The organism is Alkalilimnicola ehrlichii (genome assembly GCF_003399765.1).
Classification (GTDB): Bacteria; Pseudomonadota; Gammaproteobacteria; order Nitrococcales; family AK92; genus AK92.
In genome coordinates, this window is sequence record NZ_NFZV01000012.1 from 32161 (window position 1) to 55892 (window position 23732).

A 23732-nucleotide genomic window follows, 5' to 3' on the forward strand; every position below is an offset into this window, starting at 1 on the left:
TTTACACGACGTCTTTCCAAGCTTGCTCCAGACGCTTACCCGAGATCGGCACGCTGGTCCGCAGCTCTTGCGCAAACAAGGATATTCGATACTCTTCCAATAACCAGCGGAAATGCTGCAAAGCGGGATCGTCAATACCTTTTTTGGCATGCAACGCGCGCCGCTCAAGATAGCGTTGCCATAGCGGGCGAATGACGCTAAGACCGGCTTGGTCTCGCGCCGGATCAGCCCTGAGCTTATTCAGGCGGCGTTCGGCGCCTTCCAGAAAGCGGGGCAGATGCTGGAGCCAATGATACGGCGTGGCCGATACGAAACCGACGTAAATCAAATGTTCGAGCTGTTCCTTAAGGTCGGCATAGCTCTCCATCTGAGCAAACCCGGAAGGCCGTTTAACCTGTTTTTGTACCTGATGAAAATGTTCGAGCGCTGGCGCAACCGCTCGGCACAGGGATTCGCTCGTGGCTACAAGCTCCGATCGCCCCTCCTCAAGCCGCCGCTCGAACTCTGCCGCCTCTCGTAAAGCCACGCCGTCGGGCATAAAAACGCGGTCGAAGCTAGCCGCTAGAATATCCTCTCGCAGCGCCTCGCAGCTGCCCACACTGGCAAAGCGCAAACACATCTCCGACAGGCCAGGCAGGTTGCGACGGAGGTACTTCGTTTGCTGATTCAAAGCCAGCATGAACAATCGTCGCACTCCGGCTCGCAACGCCCGCTCGGCTTCTTCCGGCGCATCGCAAACTTTCAACGCGACACTATCGCCCTCATCGATCACGGTGGGATAGCCTTTGATCGTTACGCCATGCTGAACGGATTCGACCGCTACCGGTAAGTCGCCGAAACTCCAATGCCGTAGCCCGTGTTGCTCGATTCCATCGCTGTCGCGAGCACTGGAGAACGCTTCGCTTGCATGCCCGCTTAGCCGATCCTTCAATTCATTGAGCGAGCGGCCCAGCGCCAGTGTCTTACCGTCGCCGCCGAGCACACGGAAGTTCATGCGCAGGTGGGCGGGCAATTCCAGTTTATCCCAGGCATCCAAAGGGACCTCGACGCCGGTAATGCGCTTTAGCTGCTGCCGAAGAACCTCTGCAACTCGCCCCTCCCCCGGCGTTACCGCCTCCAACACCGCATCGGCAAAATCCGGTGCTGGAACGAAGTTCCGCCGCAACTGCTTCGGTAAACTCCGAATTAGCACGATAAGCTTCTCGCGAATCAGGCCCGGGACCAACCAATCGAATGGCTCGACGGGCAATTGATTGAGAGCAGGGAGAGGAACTCTGACAGTAACCCCGTCCAACGGGTCGCCAGGCTCAAAATGGTATTCCAACGGCAGCGGCATACCGCGCACGCTTAGCCGATCGGGGAAAGCCTCCCTCCCCACCTCGTGAGCCGGCCGCTGCATAAGCTGTTCCTGGCTCATGAACAAGAGCTTCGGTGTCTCTTTCTCAGCCTCGCTCCGCCAACGCTCGAATGCAGCTCCGCTGTTGACCTGGCCCGGCACCCGCTCGTCGTAGAACGCGTAAACGGCCTCTTCGTCTACCAACACGTCTCGCCGACGCGCCTTTGCCTCGATCCGCTCAATCGATTCGATCAGCTTTTTGTTATGAGACTGGAATTGACCGCGGCTGCGGTAACGCTGATACACCAAGCCTTCGCGGATAAAAATCTCCCGCGCCGCCACTGGATCGATACGGCTGAAGTTTACTTTCCGGCGCGCCACGAGCACCAAGCCATACAAGCTGACACTCTCGAAAGCGGCCACTCTGGCGGCTTTCGGCTGCCAATGCGGCTCGGCATATGAGCGCTGCACTAGGTGGGGTGCCAATTGTTCGATCCACTCCGGGCGCACTTCGGCGACGTCGCGCGCGTACAAGCGGCGGGTTTCGACCAGCTCCGCAGCCATGATCCATTTCGGCTTACGCTTGAACAAGCCCGACCCGGGGTGAATATGCAGTTTGACGTTTCGCGGCCCGGTGTACTCCGCTTCTTCCGCCTTTAAGGCCACGTTACTGAGCAGCCCCGACAGCAACGCACGATGGATTTGGCTATAATCCGCCGGAAGCTCGTTCTCGCGTAGCCCCATCCCCTTAACCAGCTCTTTCAACTGCCGGTGGATATCCTGCCATTCGAGCATTCTTTTGAACGCTATAAACCGTTCGCGGCAGTAAGCCATCAATTTCCGCCGGCTTAAATGCTTGGCCTGTTCGCGAAAGTCGTCCCAAAGCTTTAAGTGGCTAACAAAATCCGATCGTTCGTCCCGGTACGCGGCGTGCGCTTCATCCGCCGCTTGCTGCGCCTCTAGCGGGCGTTCCCGCGGATCCTGCACACTGAGCGCAGCGCCTATGACCAACAGCTCCCGCAGGCAGCCCTCTCGTTCGGCTGCCAGCAGCATACGCCCGATACGAGGATCTACAGGAAAGCGCGCTAAGCGGTGGCCCAGCTCCGTTAACTCCCGCTCGCGATCAACGGCGCCAAGCTCATACAACAGCTTGAAGCCGTCGTTAATGAAGCGTCCGTCCGGCGCCTCGACAAAGGGGAAGTCATCGACGTCACCTAAACGCCAGGCCTTCATCTGCAGAATGACCGAAGCCAAGTTGGTTCGCATGATCTCCGGCTCGGTAAACTCCGGCCGCGAGAGGTAATCCTCTTCCGCATATAAACGAATACAGATGCCCGGGGCTATGCGGCCGCAGCGCCCGGAACGCTGATTAGCGCTGGCTTGCGAAATCGGCTCAATCGGCAGACGTTGAACCTTGGTGCGGTAACTGTAGCGACTTATGCGGGCGAAGCCGGTGTCCACAACATAGCGAATACCCGGCACTGTGACCGAGGTTTCCGCCACGTTCGTCGCCAACACAATGCGACGCCGGCCGCCGGGCTTAAAGATCCGGGCCTGCTCGGCGGTACTGAGCCGAGCAAATAGCGGCAATATCTCGGTATGTGGCGGATGATGCTTCCGCAAAGCCTCGGCAGCGTCCCGAATCTCCCGCTCGCCGCTTAGAAACACCAGAATATCGCCCGTTCCTTCCCTCGAAAGCTCATCGACCGCTTCAACGATTGCCGCAGACTGGTCGCGCTCGTCCAACGGACGATAGCGCTGCTCCACGGGATAAGTCCGTCCCGACACCTGAATGATCGGCGCGTTGTCAAAGTGGCGAGAGAAACGATCCGGATCGATCGTAGCGGAGGTAACGATGACCTTCAGGTCCGGCCGCCGCGGCAGGAGTTGTTTCAGATAACCCAGCAGAAAATCGATGTTGAGACTACGCTCATGTGCCTCATCGATGATAATCGTATCGTAAGCCAGTAAATCGCGATCGCCTTGAATCTCCGCCAGCAGCATGCCATCGGTGACAAGCTTCGCTAACGTATAAGGACCTACTCGGTCGGTGAAACGCACCTTGTAACCGATGCTCTTACCGACGTCCTCGCCCAGTTCTTCTGCAATTCTGGCGGCCAAGGAACGCGCTGCGATCCGCCGCGGCTGGGTGTGCGCAATCATTCCCAGGCGGCCACGCCCGAGCTCCAGGCAGAGCTTAGGCAGCTGGGTACTTTTACCCGAGCCCGTTTCGCCGCACACGACCACGACTTGATGGTCGGTAAGTGCCGCGGCAATCTTGTCCCGGTGTTCGCTAACAGGGAGTTCGACCGGATAGTCGATAATGGGAGCAGCGGCCTGTCGAGTCGCGAGCTGCGCTTCGGCGTCGGCTATGGCTAGCTGAAGTTTTTCCAGGCCGCGATCATATGGCTGGCCGCTTCGGGCCCGGCGCCGCAGGCCGTTCAGCCGCTTACCTAAGACGGCGCGCTGGGCGAGCATGACGTGGTCCAATCGCTCAGCCAAGTCCTCGAACGCCTGCGCTGCGGATCTATCCTTCATTGCACGAGAGTAAACCTCTCCGCTCCGTTACAATGCCCGATACTTGCGGGGCGGCAACCGAAACTCTTCGATTTTCCAGTCAGAAACCGTGCAATCGAGCAATAGGCAGGAAGGCCCCCCGTAGGTGCGGGTTCGCCCTGCAGCGCCGGGATTCAACACCCATGGCGTCTCATCGTCGTCGACCAGGAGTTGATGACTATGGCCATAGGCAATCGCCCGAGCCGTCGGGTAACGTTCCCGCAAGCACTGGTGACGCTCGGCAACACTGCCGGCATCATCGCCGTGGATCACAACTAGCTCTCCGCCCGGCAGATCTAAAATCGCTTCCCGCGGCAGTGTATCGAGCACATGCACTTCAGGTGCGGCCCACTTCTCGGCAACATCGTTATTGCCTTTAACCGCCACCACCTGCTCCCGTGGCTGCAGAGCCAGTAAAACATCGGCTCCGCCGATATCCCCTGCGTGAACCGCGACATCGCAAGAACTAACAACATCTGCAATGCGCGGGTCAAGAAAGCCGTGGGTATCGGAAACTATCGCGACTCGCATAAGAATAACCGGTTCTGCGTAACCAACGATCTACTTCGCGAACGCATTATCGATCGCTGAGCGCAGTTCGTCGTAACTACGGGTAACAGGAAATTGTGGAAACTCGTCGATCACATTCTGCGGCGGACAGAACAATATTCCCGTGTCCGCCTCGCCGAGCATGGCCGTATCGTTGTACGAATCGCCGGCTGCGACGGTTTGGAAATTGAGACTACGGAACGCTTCTACCGCCTTACGCTTATGATCCTGCATCCGCAGCTTATAGTCGACGATCCGGCCTTTCTCTCCCACCTCCAAACGATGGCAGAAGAGCGTTGGCCAATCGAGCTGGCGCATCAGGGGCTTAGCAAACTCATAGAAAGTATCGGACAAGATGACCAGCTGATAGCGCTGACGCAAGTCGGCAAGAAACGTCTGCGCCCCCTCAAGCGGCCGCAGGTCATCAATAACTTTTTCAATATCATTGATGCCTAGTCCGTGCTCGTCGAGGATACGCAACCGAAACTGCATCAGCTCGTCGTAATCCGGTACGTCCCGGGTGGTTGCCCGTAATTCGTCGATACCGGTAAGCTCAGCAAAGTTGACCCAAATCTCCGGAACCAAAACCCCTTCCAGGTCGAGGCATACGATTTCCACCGGATACTCCTGATTATCGGCGTGTCGATTTCTTGCGGCCGTTTGTAAGGTAACGACGAGAAGCTGTCGCTGCCGGGCCTAAAACGGCGCACAAGGTAGCCCTTTTCCGCCCTGCACGCAAGGCGCAGTGCGCCAAAACTAGCAAGCACCTCTGGCTTATGCTTGAGAAATCACATTCTCATTCGCTACGCCATGCGGCACATGACCGGTTGCCACGTGATGTCGCGCCAATTCACAGTGGCCTTGCTGATCATCGAAAAAGATATCGGCCCCGAAAGCAGCTAGAAACTCGGATTTCGGCAGCCCTCCAAGGAACAAAGCCTCATCGATTCTAATCTCCCAACTGCGCAGGGTACGAATCACCCGCTCGTGCGCCGGCGCGCCACGGGCAGTAACCAGCGCTGTTCGTATCGGGCAATGCTCTGCCGATTCTTCTGCCTGAATAGCGTGCAGAGCGGCCAGGAACCCTTTGAACGGTCCGCCAGGCAAAGGCTGTTTCGCTTGTTCTCGTTCGCTAACGGAGAACCCGTCAAGCCCTTGGCTACGAAACACTCTCTCCGCCTCATCGGCGAACAAGACCGCATCGCCATCGAAAGCAATACGCAGCTGCTCGGGGGCTGCGCCCGCCTCCTGCATAGCAGCCCCTCCGGGCAGAATAGTTGCCGCCGCATAGCCCCGATTCAACGCTTGCACCACATCGTCGGGATCGGAGGACAAAAACAGATGGGCGCCAAAAGCGGGAACGTAACGGTAAGGGCTCTCGCCATTGGTGAACGCGGCTCGTGTAACGTCCAATTGGTAATGTTCGATGGAGTTAAACACACGTAAGCCGGTATCGGCACTATTGCGCGACAACAAAATGACTTCGACTCGCGTACGCTCGCGGCTTTTGTTCAGCGCTAGCAGCTTTTTGACCAAGCCGAAGGCGACGCCGGGCTCTAGCACTTCGTCCTCGTTCTCGATTTGATAGCGACAGTATGCATCGACGCCTTCCTCAACGAAGATCCGATGGCTCTCGCTCATATCAAATAGCGCGCGCGAAGAAATTGCCACAACCAGTTGATTCTCAAGGCTTGTTGGCATAGAAGTTAGAAACCGCTTTCAATAAACAAGAAAAGGCTATCCTGCCATAGTCGATGACGCCGACCAAGCAAACAATGCCTACCGAAGCTGAATTTAGCGACTGGGGCAGTCACCGGGAAGTTGGTAAAGCCTCCGGGTGAAAGCGCACTCCTCCCGAAGGCATCCGCTTATCAACCGCGCCGTTCCCCTTTCATATAGACGCTGAGGCGCATATCCTCCTCGCCTAGCGAGACGAATTGATCTTCATCGTAGTCTTCGGCTTGCTCTTCGATTTCTTCCTGCCCTGCATTGGTCAAATAAGCAACTTGATCTTCGCCGCGTATTTCCAACTCTTCGACCGGCACCGCAAGCTGCGTTCCTCCGATGCCCAACCAGCCGCCAACGTCCACAATGGCGTGCAAATGTTCATCGCTGCGACTAACGGCTAGATCTCTTACCGTACCGATGACCTCGCCCTGGGTATTCACGACTTCGGCACCATGCAAGGCCCCTACCGTCATCTCGGAGAGTTCCGCTCCCGGTTCGAGCTGATGTTCGTCGTCAAATAACGCGGTATCTTCATCCGCTTCTTGTTCTACGTCCGCTTGCTCCTGCTCGCTTTGTACGCCAAAAGGTAACAGCAGTAAGCCGATAAACACGATGGCCGGTAACAATCCAACCTTACTGACTCCCATCCGCTCCCACACGTTGCACATTCTTCAACACCTCCTTACATAGCCTGGGAAACAGGCACGCTCCCCGGCGATCATCTAGGAGTTGCGGCTAGGGGCGCGGTAAGACAAGCATGGAGCTATATTAGTATTTGGCAGTCAAAAGAGCGGCGGACCAAAGACTAACCGTTAATGGGATCTAGCGCATGATTTTATGACTGAAGTACAATGCGGGATGCTTTAAACTCTGTGATAAGCTTGGTTACGAACCTAAGTTAACCAGTAGACCGTCTACACAATATTCAAGTCCAAGGAGGCAGGCTGCCCATGGCTGAACAAATGCGTGTGGCCAGTATTAGCCGCGAACAAACGTTAGCGACTAATAAACTGATCCGCAACACTTACACCTTACTCTCGATAACCTTGCTGTTTAGCGCGGCGATGGCCGCGTTCGCGATGACAGCAAACATCCCGCCGCTGAATATATTCATTGTGCTCGGCGGTTACTTTGGGTTGTTATTCCTAACGAATGCTCTACGCAACAGCATCTGGGGTCTGGCGGGGGTATTCGCTCTAACCGGCTTCATGGGTTTTACGCTCGGTCCTATCCTTAACCTGTACATTCAGGCGTTGGCCAACGGCTCGCAGCTGGTCATGATGGCGCTTGGCGGTACCGGGGTAATCTTCCTCGGCCTGTCGGGTTATGCGCTGAGCACGCGCAAAGACTTCAGCTTCATGCGCGGCTTCCTGTTCGCGGGCATCCTGGTAGCTTTCATCGCTGCTTTGGCGGCTTACTTCTTCTCCATGCCGGGGTTGGCCTTAGCCGTTAGCGCGATGTTCATGCTGCTAATGTGCGGCCTGATCCTTTACCAGACCAGCGAAATGGTCAACGGCGGCGAAACCAACTACATCATGGCGACCATCACGCTGTATGTCGCCATTTACAACCTGTTCACCAGCTTGTTGCACCTGCTGATGGCCTTCTTCGGCGAAGACTAACTAGCAGCGCGCCAATTAGGTGTAGAAACAGGAACGCCCCGCATCTGCGGGGCGTTTTTTTGGTGGGGGCAGGAATTTGCCTATAGAACCTATGCCTAGCCGTTATTGCTTATAGCGATGCATAGCGTTCTGCTGCGCCCTCCTGAGCGAGTTCCTTTTGGCTCAAACCCTCCCTGGTCTTCGGCCTTCGGCTCACTTAGCGCGGCGAACCTCTTTTACCCCCAAAAAGCCCCCTCTCCGTTGCCCTCGAACCAGGCTAACTTGTCGTGAAGGCTCACCACCTCACCGACGATCACCAACGTCGGCGCCCTCAAACCCGAGGCCGCTGCAACTTGAGGCAGTTGGCTGATCGGCGCGGTGATTACCCGCTGGTTTTCCGTGGTGCCTTGCTGAATCAGCGCTGCAGGCATTGTAGCCTTCAAGCCGTGCGCCATCAGGCCTTCGGCTAATTCCGCCAAGCCCTGCAGCCCCATATAGATCACCACCGTTTGCTCCGGTCGAACAAGCCGAGCAAAATCCAAGTCTAGGCGCCCATGCTTACGATGCCCGGTCACAAAGGTGCAGGATTGCGCGTAGTCGCGGTGCGTCAACGGGATTCCCGCATAAGCGGCACAACCGCTCGCCGCGGTGATTCCAGGCACGACTTGAAACAATACGCCTTCTTCCATCAGCGTCTCGATCTCCTCCCCGCCGCGGCCGAATATGAATGGGTCGCCGCCCTTAAGCCGTGCTACTCGCTTCCCTTTTTTCGCCAGGCTCACCAACATTGCGTTCAACGACTCTTGCGGTACCGCATGCTCCGCTCGCCGCTTACCGACGTAGATTCTCTCGGCGTGTTCGGAGCAAAGCTCCATGATCGCCGGTGCTACTAAACGGTCATACAGCACGACATCGGCTTGCTGTAGCAAGCGTAATGCCCGCAACGTCAGCAAATCGGGGTCTCCGGGCCCTGCACCGATCAGGTACACCTCCCCGGTTGCCCGTTGGCCGGCTCTGTCCTTGAGCGCCTGCAGTTCGCCTTCGAATAACTCTTCGGCTCGGCGATTTGCCCCTATGGCGATCGCACTGCCCAAAGGACCTGCCAATGCCTGCTCCCAAAACCGTGAACGGCTCGCCGCATCGTCCAGGTGTTGGTGTAGGAGATCGTCGTGATGCTGACACCAATCCCTTATCCGCTCCCAACGACTGGAAACGCCACGCAACACCTCGGCTAAAAGGAAGCGCTTCAAAGGCGCCGGATCGGAGCCGAACAGCGCAAAGTCTACGCCTGCCCGCGTTTGTCTAACGGGTAATTGCAAACTACTCTCAAGCGGGTAATCCGGACAATGCGCTGGAACTCCACAAGCCTTAGCCGCCCCAAGCGCTTGGCGGTTGATGTCTTGGTTGCGTGCATCGACAACGGCTAAGCGGCACTCGGCAAACCAACTATGACGGAGTGGCCCGTCGAGATACTCCACGCTCTCCTCAAGCTCTGGTTCCGCATCGGCGCTTGCCGGCCACCACGCCACTGTGGCACCCAGCGCCGTTAAACGCTTTAACTCTTCCAGCGCAACCTGACCACTGCCAATAACTAGACAGCGCTCGCCCTCGAAACGCAGGCCACAGACATACTCTTGCGCCACGGCGCACCTCCCTCCCCTTGCGAAATATCGGCAAAACTCTGATCGTTCCCCGGCTTTAATGAACGCTCCGCGTGCCTGTGCCGATAAAGGCTATATAGCAAGATATCGCGAAAGCGCAGAAGACGCTCAGCATTTCCTTGGCGCTCCTGGCTTGATACAAGCCGCACCAAACCAAATGGGTTTAGCGTCATGGCTCCAACCGTTCGATGCATATCTTCCACGCATGGCCTGTAAACGGCAAAACAGCGAGCAAATTCGATCCTTTTACTCCGTGAGCGATGCACTATAGAGTGATGCCCATATTTACAAAAGGAATGACATGTTTTAGGTATATAGCAGATAGTTATAGGTAGGTAGCGCTATGAAACTCAACCAGCTCCGTTACATCTGCGAGGTCGCCAGGCGCGGACTCAATGTATCTGCGGCTGCAGAAGCGTTATACACCTCGCAGCCGGGTGTTAGTAAACAAATCCGTTTGCTTGAAGAAGAGCTCGGCGTGCAGATTTTTGCGCGCAGCGGAAAACACCTCAGCCATATAACTCCCGCCGGCAAAGAGATCATCGCTGAAGCGGAACAAATACTCGCTCAGGTAAGGAACATACGATCCATTGCAGAGGATTACGACGACGACAGCCGCGGCAGTTTATCGATAGCGACAACCCATACCCAGGCTCGACACGCCTTACCGGAAGTGGTGCGCCAGTTCCGCGAGCGCTATCCCTTGGTCAGCTTGCATATACATCAAGGCACGCCCATGCAGATCGCCGAGCTAGCAGCTCGGGGCAAGGTTGATTTTGCTATAGCCACCGAGGCGATCGAGTTATTCGAAGATCTTGTCATGATGCCGTGCTATCGGTGGAACCGGTGCGTTGTGGTACCGAAAGGGCACCCTCTATTGAGCAATCCGCCGCTGACGCTAGAGAAAGTTGCCAGCTACCCTTTGATTACATACGTTTTCGGGTTTACGGGGCGCTCAAAGCTGGATCAGGCGTTCGAAAAGGTCGGCCTGACACCCGAAGTCGTTCTCACCGCAACGGATTCTGAGGTCATTAAGACCTATGTTTCCTTAGGGCTCGGTATCGGGATACTCGCTAGCATGGCCTACAATCGAGAGCGGGACACTGAACTAGAGGCGCTCGATGCAAGCCATTTGTTCGAGTCGAGCATTACCAATATTGGGTTTCGGCGTGGCACCCATTTGAGGCGTTATATGTATGATTTTATTCAGCTGTTCGCCCCCCACCTAACGCCCGATATTGTTGAGCGGGCCTCACAGCTGAGAAGCAAAGAAGAACGGGTCAAGCTCTTTGCCGAGCTCGACCCGGACATCGGCACTAAGTAAGGCCAAAGACGGCCTTGCTGTTGCCACCCTCGCTAAGCCCGCCCAGCCAAGCATCCATGCTAAAACCGGGCAAGAGCCTGGCCAATATAGCGCCGCGAGGGTGCGGGAAACACCGCTTAAAACGCGGCCTAACCACGATAAAAACGGCACGCTAGCAGGCTGTCAGGAACTGGAGACAATCCCTATCTCTGTTCTTATCAGTTTCTCCTTGTACCGACACTCCATCACACTTTAGCCTTCAAATGATGAAAGCCGGCACACACCGGCTGCTATCCGAATGCGTACCAAGAGTAACGGCGCTGACGTATACGGTGTTCGGCAAACGCGTTCTTCTTTTAGTCTTAGGTACTTATTCTAAAGGCTAAAGTGTGACGGAGTGTCAAACTGCTTTTACGGCATCCTTACCGTTCTGCTTCCATGCAAGGGGCGATTCCTTTGCCCCTTCTGACAGGCCATCCTTTGCCTGCAAAATCCGGGCTTACTAGGCACTCTTCTTCGCGTTAACGCGAGCTACCCGTTTACTGCCGTCACTTTCGCTATCCTTCGCACTCTGATCGCCGGCTTGCGCTTGCACGCTTTGAGACATGCCCTGCCATACATCCATTTGCCGTTCCATCATCTGCCGGCACATATCGAACCAAGCGGACATCGGATTGCTCTCCGTATTGTCGCGATTAGCTAATATGCCCAAATCCATACTGCGTGCCTGCTCAAACCAGCGGGACCACATTTGCCGGCGCATTTCGAGCATGTCGTCCATTAACTTAAAGCTCGTTTCCGCCCATTCATTCATTGGCTGGATGGAGCCCGAGCCCTGCTGGGTCAATTGACGGCCTTGCTTGAGCCATTCGGCTTGAGCTTGAAGCAGGTCGTTTACAAGCCGTTCGCCAGCCTTCAAGTTATCTTGAAAGCTATCGTCGATCTGTTTCAGGACATTGGAGTCGCTGCTTTCTGTCGAAGCCGCTATCCAAGGCTGCCAAGCCGTTCGTGCGGCTTCGGCGAATGAACTCATAAGATTTGGCGTGGACTGTGTCTGTTCCATATGACCTCCGTAAGCGCCTTAAGGGGTAAAGGATCCTTCCTTTATCGTCAGCGAGGCGATAGACAGCTCCTGTCCGAGTCTCCAGCCACTCCTTGGCAGTCGCCTCCCCGTGGACATAACAATAATCTGCTACCCTCTGCGGGTAAATGAGATTCCTCCGAGACCCCTCTAGGTGTTTTTTCTGACGCAATAGGATTTTTCCTACGAAGCACTCAGCAAAACGCGCAGCACCGGTGAAACGAGGCGCGCCTTTCCCGCTTAACAGAAGAGAAAACGCCGGCAGCCATTGGTGCTGGCTGCCGGCGCGTTTGAACGAATGCGTCCGAAGAATAATTTCCGCTGGGGCGGTTTCTACGCTATAGGAATACTCAGACCAAGTACTCCGCGCCTCCCATATAAGCTTGTAGCGCCTCGGGAATTCGGACCCGCCCATCAGCTTCCTGATAATTCTCAAGGATAGCGACAAGGCAGCGACCGACAGCCAAGCCCGAACCGTTTAACGTGTGCAGCAATTCGGGCTTACCGGTTTCAGGATTTCGCCACCGCGCTTGCATCCGGCGGGCTTGGAAATCGACGAAGTTGCTACACGAGGAAATCTCCCGATACTTCTGCTGAGCAGGTAACCAGACTTCCAAATCATACGTCTTAGCCGCCGAGAAGCCCATATCGCCCGCACATAACGCGACGACGCGATAAGGCAGCCCTAGGCGCTTGAGCACTTCCTCAGCATGCCCTGTCAGTGTCTCCAGGGCTTCGTAAGAAGCCTCGCCGCGCACCATCTGCACCAATTCGACCTTTTCAAACTGATGCTGACGGATCATTCCTCGGGTATCTTTGCCATAACTGCCCGCCTCCGAACGAAAGCACGGCGTATGGGCGACATAGCGCGCCGGAACCTGCTCAGCGCTGAGAATCTCCCCTCTCGCCAGATTAGTAACCGGCACTTCAGCGGTGGGAATGAGGTATAACGGCGTATCGCCTGTCAGCCCGAACAAGTCCGCTTCAAACTTCGGCAGCTGCCCCGTGCCTTGTAAACTCTCTGCGTTCACGATATACGGAACATAAACCTCCTCGTAGCCATGCTCGCGAGTATGGAGGTCGAGCATAAACTGGATAAGTGCCCTCTGCAGACGCGCGATCGGCCCCTTCAGCACTACAAACCGGGAGGTCGTTATCTTCGACGCCGTTTCGAAATCCATGTTGCCATTGAGCGCTCCCAGCTCAACATGATCCAGCGGTTTAAACTCAAACTGCGGGGGGTCGCCCCAACGTCGGATTTCAACGTTATCGTCTTCGCTCTCGCCGTCCGGAACGCTTTCATGGGGCAAATTAGGGATACTAAGATGAATGGCTTCTAACTCGTCTTGCAGCGCACTCAGCTCGTGTTCCGCGTCTTTCAATTGCTGAGTGAGGTCTCCCACCGCTTCGAGCAACGGCTGGATATCTTCCCCCCGCGCCTTGGCTTGACCGATCGATTTGGAACGTTGGTTGCGTTCGTTTTGCAATTCCTGCGTACGAACCTGCAGCGATTTTCGCTGCGCTTCGATTTCGCGGTAGCGCTGAACGTCGAGCTGAAATCCGCGGCGCGCTAACGCAGCTGCCACATCGTCCAACTGACTTCTTAATTGTTTTGAATCCAACATTCGGTATCTATCGCCTTATTTCAACGCGCCGAACAAGCAAAACACGCGCTCCGAGAGCAAAGAGCGTTTTGGGACATGCTGTCGCGCGCTTAGCAAGTTGAAGAAACGGAAATAATCGCAAACGAATATCTGCGTGCGACTAAAACCGACGGACACTCGCCGATATAAGCGCCCGTCAGTGCTGCGGCACCTTATTGAGCCCGCTAAAACGACCGAGTACGTGCCATGTTCACCGGGCCTTGAGCTCGCTGTTGCGGCCCCGCCCGCTGCCCGACGTAAGCAGGCAGCTCAATTAGCACGCGTGTCGCTATCGGAAGTGTCCTGCAAACCTCGCATTGTAACGGTCCTTAACAGGAAAAATAAGTGGTGCCCAGGTTAGCACAGGTCAACGGCCAGACAGATCCATGCCGTCGGGTGCCACAATGTCGACACCTTCCGGCGGGTCAAACCGGAAACGCCCCGCGGGAACGCGAGGGTTAAGCTCCAGCTCGTCCAGCTCAAGCCGCGTCACTTGACCAAGCCCGGTATCCACCTCGATAATCCGAGGTACGCCGTCAAGTACTTGCATCCTAATAGATTGAAACTCCCAGTCCGACTCCTTAGGCACCAGGCTCAACCAACCGCCGCCTTCTTCCTCAATTTGGAAAGCCGATTCAAGACCCTCGAAATCGCCGCTCAGGAGCAATGCAGGACCATAACCCAGGACTTCATCTAGCGGCCGCACCGTTACTTGCTCAAGGTCGATATCGTAGACCCAAAGCCGCCGGCCATCGGCAACGATTTCTTGCTCGAAGGGTTCGTCGTAAGACCAGCGAAAGCGGTTAGGTCGCTGCAGAACCAGCTCGCCGGACGTCTGCTCGAGCAATCGGCCATCTTCGTCGAAAGTCGCCTGGACAAACTCCCCTCTAAGGGTTTCTACCGACTCATAATACTGCTGAAGGGCCTCAAGTCCGCTCTGCTCGGCATTCGCCGCGCTTAGCCAGATGCAAACTAAAAAAACCATAGGAATCGCTTTGCCATTATTCCCTCACTCGCTTACTGCGGACTAGTGCCTCTTAGTCTTTGGGCGGCGGCGGCGCCAACACTTCGCGCGACCCATTGGGCTGTAACGGCCCGACTACACCCGCGGCCTCCATCTCTTCTACCAAGCGCGCTGCGCGGTTGTATCCAACCTTAAGCCTGCGCTGAACGCCGGAAACCGAAGCTCGACGCGTTTCCGTTACGACCCGCACTGCTTGATCGTATAAAGGGTCGCCCTCGCCGTCGCCGCCACCATTACCAGCACTTAAGCCCGGTATAGGCGGCGCATCGACCGGTTCGTTCAAAATCTCGTCGATGTATTCGGGCTCGCCGTAGGTCTTTAAATACTCGACGACTTGATGGACCTCGTTATCGGCAACAAAAGCGCCATGTACACGTTGCGGCAACCCGGTTCCCGGTGCGAGATAAAGCATATCGCCATGCCCAAGCAGATTCTCTGCTCCCATCTGGTCCAGAATCGTTCTGGAATCAACCTTGGAAGATACTTGGAACGCAATACGGGACGGAATGTTCGCTTTAATCAAACCCGTAATCACATCGACCGACGGCCGTTGCGTCGCCAAAATCAGATGAACGCCGGCCGCCCGAGCCTTCTGCGCCAATCGGGCGATGAGTTCCTCAACCTTCTTGCCTACCACCATCATCATGTCGGCGAACTCGTCAACCACCACAACGATATAGGGGAGCGGCTCTAGCTTCGGTATCTCCTGTGGCTCATCGCTGAGAGCACTTTCGTCTGGCTTGAACAACGGATCGGATATCGGCTCCCCCCGCTCCGCCGCGTCACGAACTTTTTTGTTGTAACCGCTGATATTACGCACCCCTAGCGAGGCCATCAGACGATAACGACGCTCCATCTCCGCCACGCACCAACGTAAGGCGTTGGCCGCCTCTTTCATGTCGGTAACAACGGGCGCAAGCAAATGCGGAATGCCATCGTAAACCGACAACTCCAGCATCTTCGGATCGATCATGATCAAGCGTGCCGATTCCGGCGTGTTCTTGTAGAGCAAGCTCAGAATCATTGCGTTAACACCGACCGACTTACCGGAGCCCGTCGTCCCGGCAACCAGCAAATGCGGCATTTTCGCGAGATCCGCCACCACGGAAAGACCGGCAATATCTTTACCTAACGCCATTGTTAATGGGCTGCTCGAACGCTCGTATTCGCGCGAACGGATAATCTCGCTCAGCGCGATGAGCTGACGCTCTTCGTTCGGAATTTCTAAGCCGATGGTCGATTTGCCGGGAATAACCTCGACCACCCGAACCGCGATCACCGATAAGGCGCGCGCTAGATCCTTCGCCAGATTACTTATCTGACTAACCTTAACGCCTGCCGCAGGTTGCAGTTCGAAACGGGTGATAACAGGCCCAGGGTGCACCTCGACCACTTCAACCTCGACCCCAAAATCGGCCAGTTTCAACTCAACCTGGCGCGACATCGCCTCCAGGGCTTCCTTGGAGTATCCCACGCGTTGTTCCGGAGCCGGATTCAGTAGGCTTGCCGGCGGCCTGCCGTCAGAGGTAGGGCCTTCGAACAAGGGCATTTGCTGTTCTTTGGCAGCTCTCTTGCTGACTTTAACTTTCGGCGCCGACGCTTCGATCTTCGGCGGTTTGCGATCCTTAACTTTCCGTTCGTGCTTCTCGCGCTTTTCGGTTCGGGCTTTGCGCGCTTGGCGCCCAAGCCAGTACTCGCGAAGCCGGCGCAACTGAGCAGCCATTAAACTGCTTAGCATGATCGCGAGTCGCCCCGTTACATCCATCAACGTGACCCAGGACAAACCGGTAAATAAGGTTACGCCGGCGAGAAAAGCGGCTAACGAGAATAAGGTCGCACCAAGGAAATTGAACGCCGAGTGCAGGGCCTCTCCAACGAGATCCCCTAAAATTCCCCCGCTGGTTAAGGGGACCGTCCCCTGAACTGCGTCGAAATGTAATGTCGCCAGCGCGGCCCCTGAGAGCACGGTCAGCAAGAAGCCGACGCCACGCAACGCGATAACGCCCCAATGGATGGCCCGTTGCTCCGTACGCTGCCAACGAAACGCCTGCCAAGCGGCATAGGCAAGCATTACCGGAAATAAATACGCGAGGTAACCGAACAGGTACAGGCTCAGATCGGCAAAATAGGCGCCGGCGACCCCTCCTGCATTGTCAATCCGATCGCCGGACGAACTATAACTCCAACCAGGATCCGTCGGGCTATAGGTCACCAAAGCAACCATCAAGAAGGCCGCTAGCGCCAATAATAAAAATAACGCAGCCTCACGCAATCCCCTGCTGACATGATGTCCTAACGGGGACGGTAAGCTCTTTCGGGCATCCGTCTTATCCACAACAACCTTTCACAGTTAAAATTGCCTGATGTACAGAACCGGTTAGACATGCTGGCAGGAACATACACGGTATTCGGTCAAACGCGCTTTCGATAACGACGTCAGCACATTACACGAAAGACTTAACCGTTCCATTCAAGCTCAACACCTGTAAGAAGACGAACAATATTCCTTATCCGCAGGTACGCGCCTGACATGCCAGAGGCTAGACTAAACGCCGTCGGCACACGCACATTGTGTTTTCCGCCCCTTCGCTTATAGCGGTGCGGGTACCTTTCAACGCTTCCCTCGGCGGGCATGAGCTCCGCGCCTTTCCGTACTTCCTTAGTTATAGCGCGTAAGTGCTGGAAGTTATCCCCTTTTCTTAGCATCTGCAACCGCAGCAGCCACCGCGGGGTGAACTAACCTGCCAGCTTTGACATTAATTCCACTCGCCAAACCGGAATCATTTTCCCACTCTGGCTCAAGCAGCCGTAGTAAGTATGGCGCCAACCGCGATGCCAGCGCTTGAGAAGCCGTCCTGGCGACAGCCCCCGGCATGTTGGTTACCGCAAAATGTACGACGTCATGAACCCGATAAGTGGGTTGCTCATAGTCGGTAGCCCGGGTAGTCGCTATACAACCGCCTTGATCGACCGCAATATCGCAAATGACAGCTCCCGGCAACATCGTCTTAACGCATGCTTCCGAAACCACTATCGGCGCTCTGCCGCCGGGAACCAGTACTGCACCGATCACCAAATCGGCCTCTTTAACGGCCGCCTCGATCGCTGCCGAATGCGCATACAGGCCTGTAACGTTAGGCCCTATAGCTTGGACAACATCAAGCCGCTCCGGTTTCAAATCGAAAGCGACCACCTCGGCGCCTAGCCCGGCTAACGTATGAGACGCATGCCATCCTGCATGACCTGCCCCAAGCACAACGACCCGCCCTCGCGTCACCCCGGGTATGCCTCCCAGTAGAACGCCGCGGCCTCCTTGCGGGCTATGTAGAAGCGTCGCCCCGACTTGCGCGGCTAAGCGCCCCGCAATAGCACTCATCGGTGCCAGCAACGGTAGACTATCGCCATGTTCGGCCGTAACCGTTTCAAATGCTACCGCCGTCGCCCCGCTACGGCACAGCGCTTCCGCCAACCAAGGGGCGGCAGCTAAGTGCAGATAGCAGAATAGAACCTGACCGGATTGCAATCGAGCGACTTCGTCCGCTAACGGTTCTTTCACTTTAAGCACGAGATCCGCTTCCCGCCATAAGGCTTCGGCATTCCGTTCCAGACGCGCGCCGGCGTCCGCGTAGGACTGATCCGGATAACCGCTACTCTGCCCGGCCCCAACCTCGAGTACGACGTTCGCTCCCTCATTGATCAGTTGCCGGCACAGCTCGGGCGTTAACGCCACCCGGCCTTCGTGAGGTTTGCGCTCTTTCGGCACCGCTATTCGCATAGCTATCTCCGCTTTCCGCGACTACTTGTCGCCGATTGATGGCGACCAACGCAAAGCTAATAAAAGAACCGTTTCTGTGCTCAGTATACATGGGTTAGGCGATCCTCTGATCGAAGATCGACGGCGTATCGCCGAGTGCCCGCTGCACACCCTTATAAAACCATGTCGCAGCCGGCTCTGAGGACGCTTTCCTGGCGCCCATGTTATGCCTCCGGTTGCAGCTTCCCCAATGAGGCTTAAGAAAACTATATGGGATCGTAGGGCAGACTTGTTATTATCAACGGTACACTAGGAATCCTGCGGCACTATTGGCGAGCGTGGAAAGCACGCAATCAATGTAGGAGTCGGTACACTTTAACATGCGTCGCCTTCATTGGCTGAACGAACAAGACCCAGATAGCTTCCCTGATGTCAGGCAGGCCCTGGAGGAGCCAAATGGGCTGCTTGCCGTAGGCGGCGACCTCTCGGCGGAGCGCCTGGAGCAGGCCTATCTGCGCGGCATTTTTCCGTGGTACTCGGAAGGGCAGCCCGTCCTGTGGTGGTCTCCCGACCCGAGAATGGTGCTTTTTCCGGAGCGACTACGGGTTACCCGCAGCCTTCGTAAGCGAGCACAAAACGCTGGCTTTAGGGTGACGTTCGATCAAGCTTTTGAACATACTATTACCGCCTGCGCCGCCCCCAGACCCGGCCAACCGGGAACTTGGATCAGCGACGACGTGATAGCTGCGTACACTCAACTTCACCGGAAAGGAGTCGCTCACTCGGTTGAGGTATGGGACGGCGACGAGTTAGCGGGGGGCTGTACGGCGTTGGCTTAGGTAAAGCGTTCTTCGGGGAATCGATGTTTAGCCGCCAACGCGACGCATCGAAAATCGCACTACTGTGGTTAACAAGGCAGTTGTCCGCCTGGGATTACGCCCTTATCGATTGCCAAGTATCCTCTACACACCTATTCAGCTTAGGTGCCGAAGAGGTATCGAGGGATGAGTTTATCGCCCGTTTAAAGGTCGCGGTGGCGGAGCCCGGTCAGCCTTCGCCTTGGCAATTCGACCCCGGTTTTTCACCGCTGCCGCAGCCGACCGAGGAGGCATAGCGCAGCGCAATATGGACAAACCTAACGGCCACTACCGGCAGCTTTCCGTCTATGCCACAGGCCAGCACAGCTGCGCCTATTTACCGGAAAGAACTGCTCGAACTCTGTTTCTCGATCCGCGCGAATCCATTAATGCGGCTACCTACGACGCGCTCATGAAGCAAGGCTTTCGCCGTAGCGGCGAATACGTCTATCGGCCTAACTGTCCGGCTTGCCAGGCGTGTCAGTCGTTACGAATTCCGGTAGATGCTTTCTCCCAGAGCCGGCGACATCGCCGCTGCATAAAGAGGAATGCGCAGGTTACAGTACATGGTGTCGCGGCCGAATTTCGTGACGAGCACTTCGCCCTGTACCAACGTTATATCGATACGCGTCACGGCGGCAGCGAAATGGACGGCCTAGACCCGCAGCAATACCTGGAATTTCTCACCGCCGATTGGTCCGATACCGTCTTTTACGAATTCCGGGACCAGGGCAGACTACTCGCGGTGGCGGTTGTCGACTGTTTACCCAACAGCCTTTCCGCCGTTTACACCTTCTACGACCCCGCCGAGGTTGGCAGAGGCCTTGGTAACCTCGCCATACTTTGGCTTATCGAAGAGGCTAAACGCACCCGCCGCCGCTACGTTTATCTTGGTTATTGGATAGCGGAATCCGACAAGATGCGGTATAAGAGCGACTTCCGCCCACATGACATACACGTCAACGGCCGCTGGTTACGGGTAGACTAATGCTCAACCGATCGTTAGGCCGCTCGCCCCGTCTCGGCGGCGGATAGCAGTTTTTTCATAAACACTGCCCATAATGCCTTGAATACGTTAGAATCCCCGCTCTCCTAAGAGAGCCTGTTCATTCATAGTGATGAGAGAGAGGTTGAATGGCGAAGGAAGACTCTATCAAAATGCAGGGTAAGATCGTTGAAACCCTGCCAAACACGATGTTCCGCGTCGAGCTGGAAAACGGGCATATCGTAACGGCCCATATTTCCGGCAAAATGCGTAAGCACTATATCCGCATTCTGACGGGCGATACGGTTACAGTCGAGTTAACGCCCTACGACTTAAGCAAAGGTCGTATCACGTACCGCGCCCGTTAATTAAAACGCTCTAGGCAGGGCGTCGTGGCTGTTGCGTAACCGACGCGACCCGTATCGGAAGGTTTCAGCGTCGGCCACTTCGCATCTATGTGCCACCGCCGCTCGGGGCAGCCCTGTTGAAGCTGCCGTCAGGCCGCTTCGCATAACTAAAAAACGCGAGATGGGTACAGCAGGGACCGGAGGCGCTAACCGCAGAACGCGGAAAAGGCGCCCTCCTCGCTTCCCAAAGCTATTGTTCGCGCGACGTTTTACGACTGTGCCTGCCGCGCCAACTAACTCTGCCCTACTAGAAGCATAAACACTCACCCACTCAAGAAAAGAGATGCCTAATACGGCTGCTCGGAAGGGCCTTATCGCCTCTGGCAGCGTTCCTCCTGCCCAGGCATTCAAAACGCAAGACGCGCTGCCGAGCGACTATCGCGCTCGGCAGCCTATTACAAGGACAAGCACTCGCCTTAGTGCACAGCCTCTTCCTGCTCTATCTCTAAGCTTAACCTATCGTCTTCGTGCGTTATCCGCACATGGCCACCTTGAGACAACTCGCCAAACAAGAGCTGCTCGGCAAGCGGCTTTTTAATATGCTCCTGAATAACCCTAACCATCGGCCGCGCCCCCATCTTAGGATCATAGCCCTTCTCAGCAAGCCAGATCCGTGCCTCGGGGTCGACATCCAAAGTAACGCGTTTCTCTTTCAGCTGTATGCTCAACTCGTTGAGGAACTTGTCAACAACGCGCTGAACAACCTCTGTGCTCAACGGATTGAACGGGATGATAGCATCGAGCCGGTTGCGGAACTCCGGACTAAACTGGCGACGAATAGCCTCCTGCCCATCCGAGCTATGATCCTGCGGTGCAAACCCGATCGATGCTCTACTCATCTGCTCGGCACCCGCATTTGTCGTCATAATCAAGATGGTATTCCGGAAATCCGCCTGCCGCCCGTTGTTATCGGTCAAGGTTCCATGATCCATGACCTGCAACAGCAGGTTGAAGACATCCGGATGCGCTTTCTCGATTTCATCAAGCAGAACCACAGAGTGCGGGTGCTTGATAACCTCTTCGGTCAGCAACCCCCCTTGGTCAAAACCGACGTAACCGGGTGGCGCACCAATCAAACGGGAGACGGTATGCCGCTCCATGTACTCCGACATATCGAATCGGATCAGGTGAATCCCAAGCACTTCGGCAAGCTGGCGCGTCACCTCGGTCTTGCCGACCCCCGTTGGTCCCGAGAAGAGAAAGGAGCCAACCGGACGTGTCTGCGCGCCCAGGCCCGCGCGAGACATCTTGATTGTCGCCGCCAAGGTCTCAATGGCCGCATCTTGACCGTAAATAGCTCTCTTCAACTCGCGTTCGAGCCCTTCGAGAACCTGCATATCTTCGGAAGAAACCCGCTTGGGCGGAATCCGCGCGATGTGAGCGACAATACTCTCCACATCGCCAACACCCACCGTTTTTCGCCGCTTACCCTTGGGCGCTAATTGTATGCGCGCCCCTGCCTCGTCAATTACGTCGATCGCTTTATCGGGAAGACGCCGATCATTAATATGTTTAGCGGATAATTCCGCCGCCGCTACCAGGGCGGGCTCCGTATAGCGCACCCCATGATGCGCTTCAAAGCGCGATTTCAGCCCTTTGAGAATTTGCACCGTCTCATCGACACTCGGCTCTCCCACATCGATTTTCTGGAAGCGCCTTGCCAGAGCACGATCCTTCTCAAAAATCCCACGATATTCTTGGTAGGTGGTCGACCCGATGCATTTGAGTTCGCCGCTCGCGAGCATAGGCTTGATGAGATTCGAGGCGTCCATAACGCCGCCTGAAGCCGAACCCGCACCGATGATGGTATGAATTTCGTCGATAAAGAGAATTGCCCCTTTATCTTTCTTCAATTGCTGCAACAGGCTCTTGAGCCGCTTTTCGAAGTCGCCGCGGTACTTGGTGCCTGCGACCAGGGCGCCGAGATCCAGCGAATAAATCGTGCTTTCCTTGAGGACTTCGGGCACCTGCCCGTCGACAATCATTTTTGCCAAACCCTCGGCAATCGCCGTCTTACCGACACCTGCTTCGCCCACGAAAAGCGGATTGTTCTTACGCCGCCGGCACAGCACCTGAACCGTACGCTCGATTTCGTGTCGGCGACCGATGAGTGGATCGATCAAACCCTCCTGAGCCCGCTCATTGAGGTTGGTGGCAAAGCTCTCGAGGGGGCTCTTGGCACCAGACTCCTGCACTACCTCTTCCTCGGACGATCCCATGCTACTGCCCTGCTCCTCGCCGGATACGCTCGATATCCCATGAGAGATGTAATTAACGACGTCCAGCCGGGAGATATTTTGTTTGTGCAGAAAGTAAACAGCCTGAGATTCCTGCTCGCTAAAAATCGCGACCAGAACATTCGCCCCTGTTACCTCGTTTTTACCCGCTGACTGAACATGCAGAATGGCTCTTTGTAAGACCCGCTGAAACCCTAAAGTCGGTTGGGTTTCGCGGGTATCGTTCGCTGGCAAGAGCGGTGTCGTCTCATCTAAGAACGATTCCAAATCTCGCCTTAACTGGTCAAGATCCGCGCCACAAGCGCGCAACACGGTGACAGCCGCCGGGTTATCGGTCAGAGCCAGCAGGAGGTGTTCGACCGTGAGAAACTCATGCCGCTTCTCTCTCGCCTCTTTAAAGGCTAAATTTAGCGTGAACTCCAACTCTTTACTCAACATGCGCCATCACCTCAGTTGTCACGCGACACGTTCCTGTCTTAGGCCGCGGCGGTCAAAGCTTGGACTGGTTCTCACAATCGGAGTTCCCGCATTCACGCCCCGGTGCTCTCACGCCTCCTCCATAGTACACAGCAAGGGATGTTGATGCTGCCTTGAGAAGTCATTGACCTGGGCCACTTTGGTTTCAGCCACGTCCCGGCTAAAGACACCACAGACACCCTTCCCCCGCGTGTGTACATGCAGCATAACCTGAGTCGCTTTGCTACGACTCATGGAAAAGAACCGCTCAAGCACCTCGACGACGAACTCCATCGGCGTGTAATCGTCGTTAAGCAACACAACCCGATACAACGGAGGCTGCTTTAGTCTGGGCTTTGCCTCTTCGACCGACAAGCCCTCATCGTAATCGTGTTTGCTCGGATCCGTCATAGTATCCTCACACCCATTGTATTGAGTGCACCCGCTCCATTTTAAAAGACCGCCAGCAACGAGCCAATCGGACCAATCCCTAGCGTACGCCACTAATCCGCTTGCGACTCCTTGCATGCCAAACAGGGCATTTCACCCCATGG

General features: G+C 55.9%; 17 protein-coding genes and 1 pseudogene. 5 read left to right on the top strand and 13 right to left on the bottom strand.

Features of this window, described 5'->3' with window-relative positions:
• Nucleotide 1: 1 nt before the first annotated feature.
• From hrpA to CAI21_RS12415, 5 genes are all read right to left on the bottom strand, one after another.
• The gene (hrpA, locus tag CAI21_RS12395) at nt 2–3874 is read right to left on the bottom strand and encodes an ATP-dependent RNA helicase HrpA (protein WP_116302582.1); all 3873 of its coding nucleotides are present in this window, start codon (nt 3872–3874) and stop codon (nt 2–4) included.
• Nucleotides 3875–3901: 27 nt separating this feature from the next.
• On the bottom strand, nt 3902–4423 hold the full coding sequence (locus tag CAI21_RS12400) for a metallophosphoesterase family protein (protein WP_116302583.1): 522 nt from the start codon (nt 4421–4423) through the stop codon (nt 3902–3904).
• A 30-nt stretch (nt 4424–4453) separates the two neighbouring features.
• Nucleotides 4454–5059 carry a bifunctional phosphoserine phosphatase/homoserine phosphotransferase ThrH gene (gene thrH / locus CAI21_RS12405; protein WP_116302584.1) on the bottom strand — a complete coding sequence of 202 codons (606 nt, stop codon included), beginning with the start codon at nt 5057–5059 and terminating at the stop codon, nt 4454–4456.
• 156 nt (nt 5060–5215) lie between these two features.
• Entirely contained in the window at nt 5216–6142 is a 927-nt protein-coding gene (locus CAI21_RS12410) for a 5'-nucleotidase (protein ID WP_116302585.1), read from the bottom strand.
• 170 nt (nt 6143–6312) lie between these two features.
• Nucleotides 6313–6837, bottom strand: coding sequence for a PRC-barrel domain-containing protein (locus CAI21_RS12415; protein ID WP_116302586.1), 525 nt, complete (start codon nt 6835–6837; stop codon nt 6313–6315).
• A 282-nt stretch (nt 6838–7119) separates the two neighbouring features.
• On the opposite strand from CAI21_RS12415, the gene CAI21_RS12420 reads away from it, so the two are divergent.
• The gene (locus CAI21_RS12420; protein WP_116302587.1) at nt 7120–7791 is read left to right on the top strand and encodes a Bax inhibitor-1/YccA family protein; all 672 of its coding nucleotides are present in this window, start codon (nt 7120–7122) and stop codon (nt 7789–7791) included.
• Between the two features lie 215 nt (nt 7792–8006).
• On the opposite strand, the gene cysG is transcribed toward CAI21_RS12420, so the two are convergent.
• Nucleotides 8007–9413 (bottom strand): siroheme synthase CysG, encoded by a 1407-nt coding sequence (gene cysG, locus CAI21_RS12425; RefSeq protein WP_220348141.1) that lies wholly within the window; start codon nt 9411–9413, stop codon nt 8007–8009.
• A gap of 361 nt (nt 9414–9774) precedes the next feature.
• On the opposite strand from cysG, the gene cysB reads away from it, so the two are divergent.
• Nucleotides 9775–10755 carry an HTH-type transcriptional regulator CysB gene (cysB, locus tag CAI21_RS12430; protein ID WP_116302588.1) on the top strand — a complete coding sequence of 327 codons (981 nt, stop codon included), beginning with the start codon at nt 9775–9777 and terminating at the stop codon, nt 10753–10755.
• Between the two features lie 481 nt (nt 10756–11236).
• On the opposite strand, the gene CAI21_RS12435 is transcribed toward cysB, so the two are convergent.
• From CAI21_RS12435 to ald, 5 genes are all read right to left on the bottom strand, one after another.
• Nucleotides 11237–11797 carry a hypothetical protein gene (locus CAI21_RS12435; protein WP_116302589.1) on the bottom strand — a complete coding sequence of 187 codons (561 nt, stop codon included), beginning with the start codon at nt 11795–11797 and terminating at the stop codon, nt 11237–11239.
• A gap of 368 nt (nt 11798–12165) precedes the next feature.
• Nucleotides 12166–13440 (bottom strand): serine--tRNA ligase, encoded by a 1275-nt coding sequence (gene serS, locus CAI21_RS12440; protein ID WP_116302590.1) that lies wholly within the window; start codon nt 13438–13440, stop codon nt 12166–12168.
• Nucleotides 13441–13825: 385 nt separating this feature from the next.
• Nucleotides 13826–14443, bottom strand: a complete 618-nt coding sequence (gene lolA, locus CAI21_RS12445; RefSeq protein WP_116302591.1) for an outer membrane lipoprotein periplasmic chaperone LolA — start codon at nt 14441–14443, stop codon at nt 13826–13828.
• 52 nt (nt 14444–14495) lie between these two features.
• A complete protein-coding gene (locus CAI21_RS12450; RefSeq protein WP_116302592.1) occupies nt 14496–16817 on the bottom strand; it encodes a DNA translocase FtsK in 2322 nt (773 codons plus the stop codon).
• Nucleotides 16818–17168: 351 nt separating this feature from the next.
• Nucleotides 17169–18257 carry an alanine dehydrogenase gene (gene ald, locus CAI21_RS12455; RefSeq protein ID WP_116302593.1) on the bottom strand — a complete coding sequence of 363 codons (1089 nt, stop codon included), beginning with the start codon at nt 18255–18257 and terminating at the stop codon, nt 17169–17171.
• 359 nt (nt 18258–18616) lie between these two features.
• Between ald and aat the strand changes: the two are divergent.
• From aat to infA, 3 genes and pseudogenes are all read left to right on the top strand, one after another.
• Nucleotides 18617–19350: pseudogene (gene aat / locus CAI21_RS12460) on the top strand (leucyl/phenylalanyl-tRNA--protein transferase).
• Between the two features lie 11 nt (nt 19351–19361).
• Nucleotides 19362–20081, top strand: a complete 720-nt coding sequence (locus tag CAI21_RS12465) for an arginyltransferase (RefSeq protein ID WP_116302594.1) — start codon at nt 19362–19364, stop codon at nt 20079–20081.
• 146 nt (nt 20082–20227) lie between these two features.
• A complete protein-coding gene (infA, locus tag CAI21_RS12470; RefSeq protein WP_116302595.1) occupies nt 20228–20446 on the top strand; it encodes a translation initiation factor IF-1 in 219 nt (72 codons plus the stop codon).
• Nucleotides 20447–20901: 455 nt separating this feature from the next.
• Here the strand turns inward: infA and clpA are convergent, their stop codons facing one another.
• Together clpA and clpS are read right to left on the bottom strand one after the other, a co-directional pair.
• Complete coding sequence (gene clpA, locus CAI21_RS12475) at nt 20902–23160, bottom strand: ATP-dependent Clp protease ATP-binding subunit ClpA (protein ID WP_116302596.1); 2259 nt, start codon at nt 23158–23160, stop codon at nt 20902–20904.
• Between the two features lie 108 nt (nt 23161–23268).
• The gene (clpS, locus tag CAI21_RS12480; protein WP_116302656.1) at nt 23269–23589 is read right to left on the bottom strand and encodes an ATP-dependent Clp protease adapter ClpS; all 321 of its coding nucleotides are present in this window, start codon (nt 23587–23589) and stop codon (nt 23269–23271) included.
• Nucleotides 23590–23732 lie beyond the last annotated feature (143 nt).

Bases quoted from the DNA above. Each gene is read 5' to 3' on its own strand.
- CAI21_RS12420 (WP_116302587.1), top strand. From the start codon at position 7,120: ATGGCTGAACAAATGCGTGTGGCCAGTATTAGCCGCGAACAAACGTTA.
- CAI21_RS12400 (WP_116302583.1), bottom strand. From the start codon at position 4,423: ATGCGAGTCGCGATAGTTTCCGATACCCACGGCTTTCTTGACCCGCGC.
- clpA (WP_116302596.1), bottom strand. From the start codon at position 23,160: ATGTTGAGTAAAGAGTTGGAGTTCACGCTAAATTTAGCCTTTAAAGAG.
- serS (WP_116302590.1), bottom strand. From the start codon at position 13,440: ATGTTGGATTCAAAACAATTAAGAAGTCAGTTGGACGATGTGGCAGCT.
- CAI21_RS12435 (WP_116302589.1), bottom strand. From the start codon at position 11,797: ATGGAACAGACACAGTCCACGCCAAATCTTATGAGTTCATTCGCCGAA.
- CAI21_RS12465 (WP_116302594.1), top strand. From the start codon at position 19,362: ATGGACAAACCTAACGGCCACTACCGGCAGCTTTCCGTCTATGCCACA.
- CAI21_RS12410 (WP_116302585.1), bottom strand. From the start codon at position 6,142: ATGCCAACAAGCCTTGAGAATCAACTGGTTGTGGCAATTTCTTCGCGC.
- lolA (WP_116302591.1), bottom strand. From the start codon at position 14,443: ATGGTTTTTTTAGTTTGCATCTGGCTAAGCGCGGCGAATGCCGAGCAG.
- cysB (WP_116302588.1), top strand. From the start codon at position 9,775: ATGAAACTCAACCAGCTCCGTTACATCTGCGAGGTCGCCAGGCGCGGA.
- hrpA (WP_116302582.1), bottom strand. From the start codon at position 3,874: ATGAAGGATAGATCCGCAGCGCAGGCGTTCGAGGACTTGGCTGAGCGA.
- clpS (WP_116302656.1), bottom strand. From the start codon at position 23,589: ATGACGGATCCGAGCAAACACGATTACGATGAGGGCTTGTCGGTCGAA.
- infA (WP_116302595.1), top strand. From the start codon at position 20,228: ATGGCGAAGGAAGACTCTATCAAAATGCAGGGTAAGATCGTTGAAACC.
- CAI21_RS12415 (WP_116302586.1), bottom strand. From the start codon at position 6,837: ATGTGCAACGTGTGGGAGCGGATGGGAGTCAGTAAGGTTGGATTGTTA.
- ald (WP_116302593.1), bottom strand. From the start codon at position 18,257: ATGCGAATAGCGGTGCCGAAAGAGCGCAAACCTCACGAAGGCCGGGTG.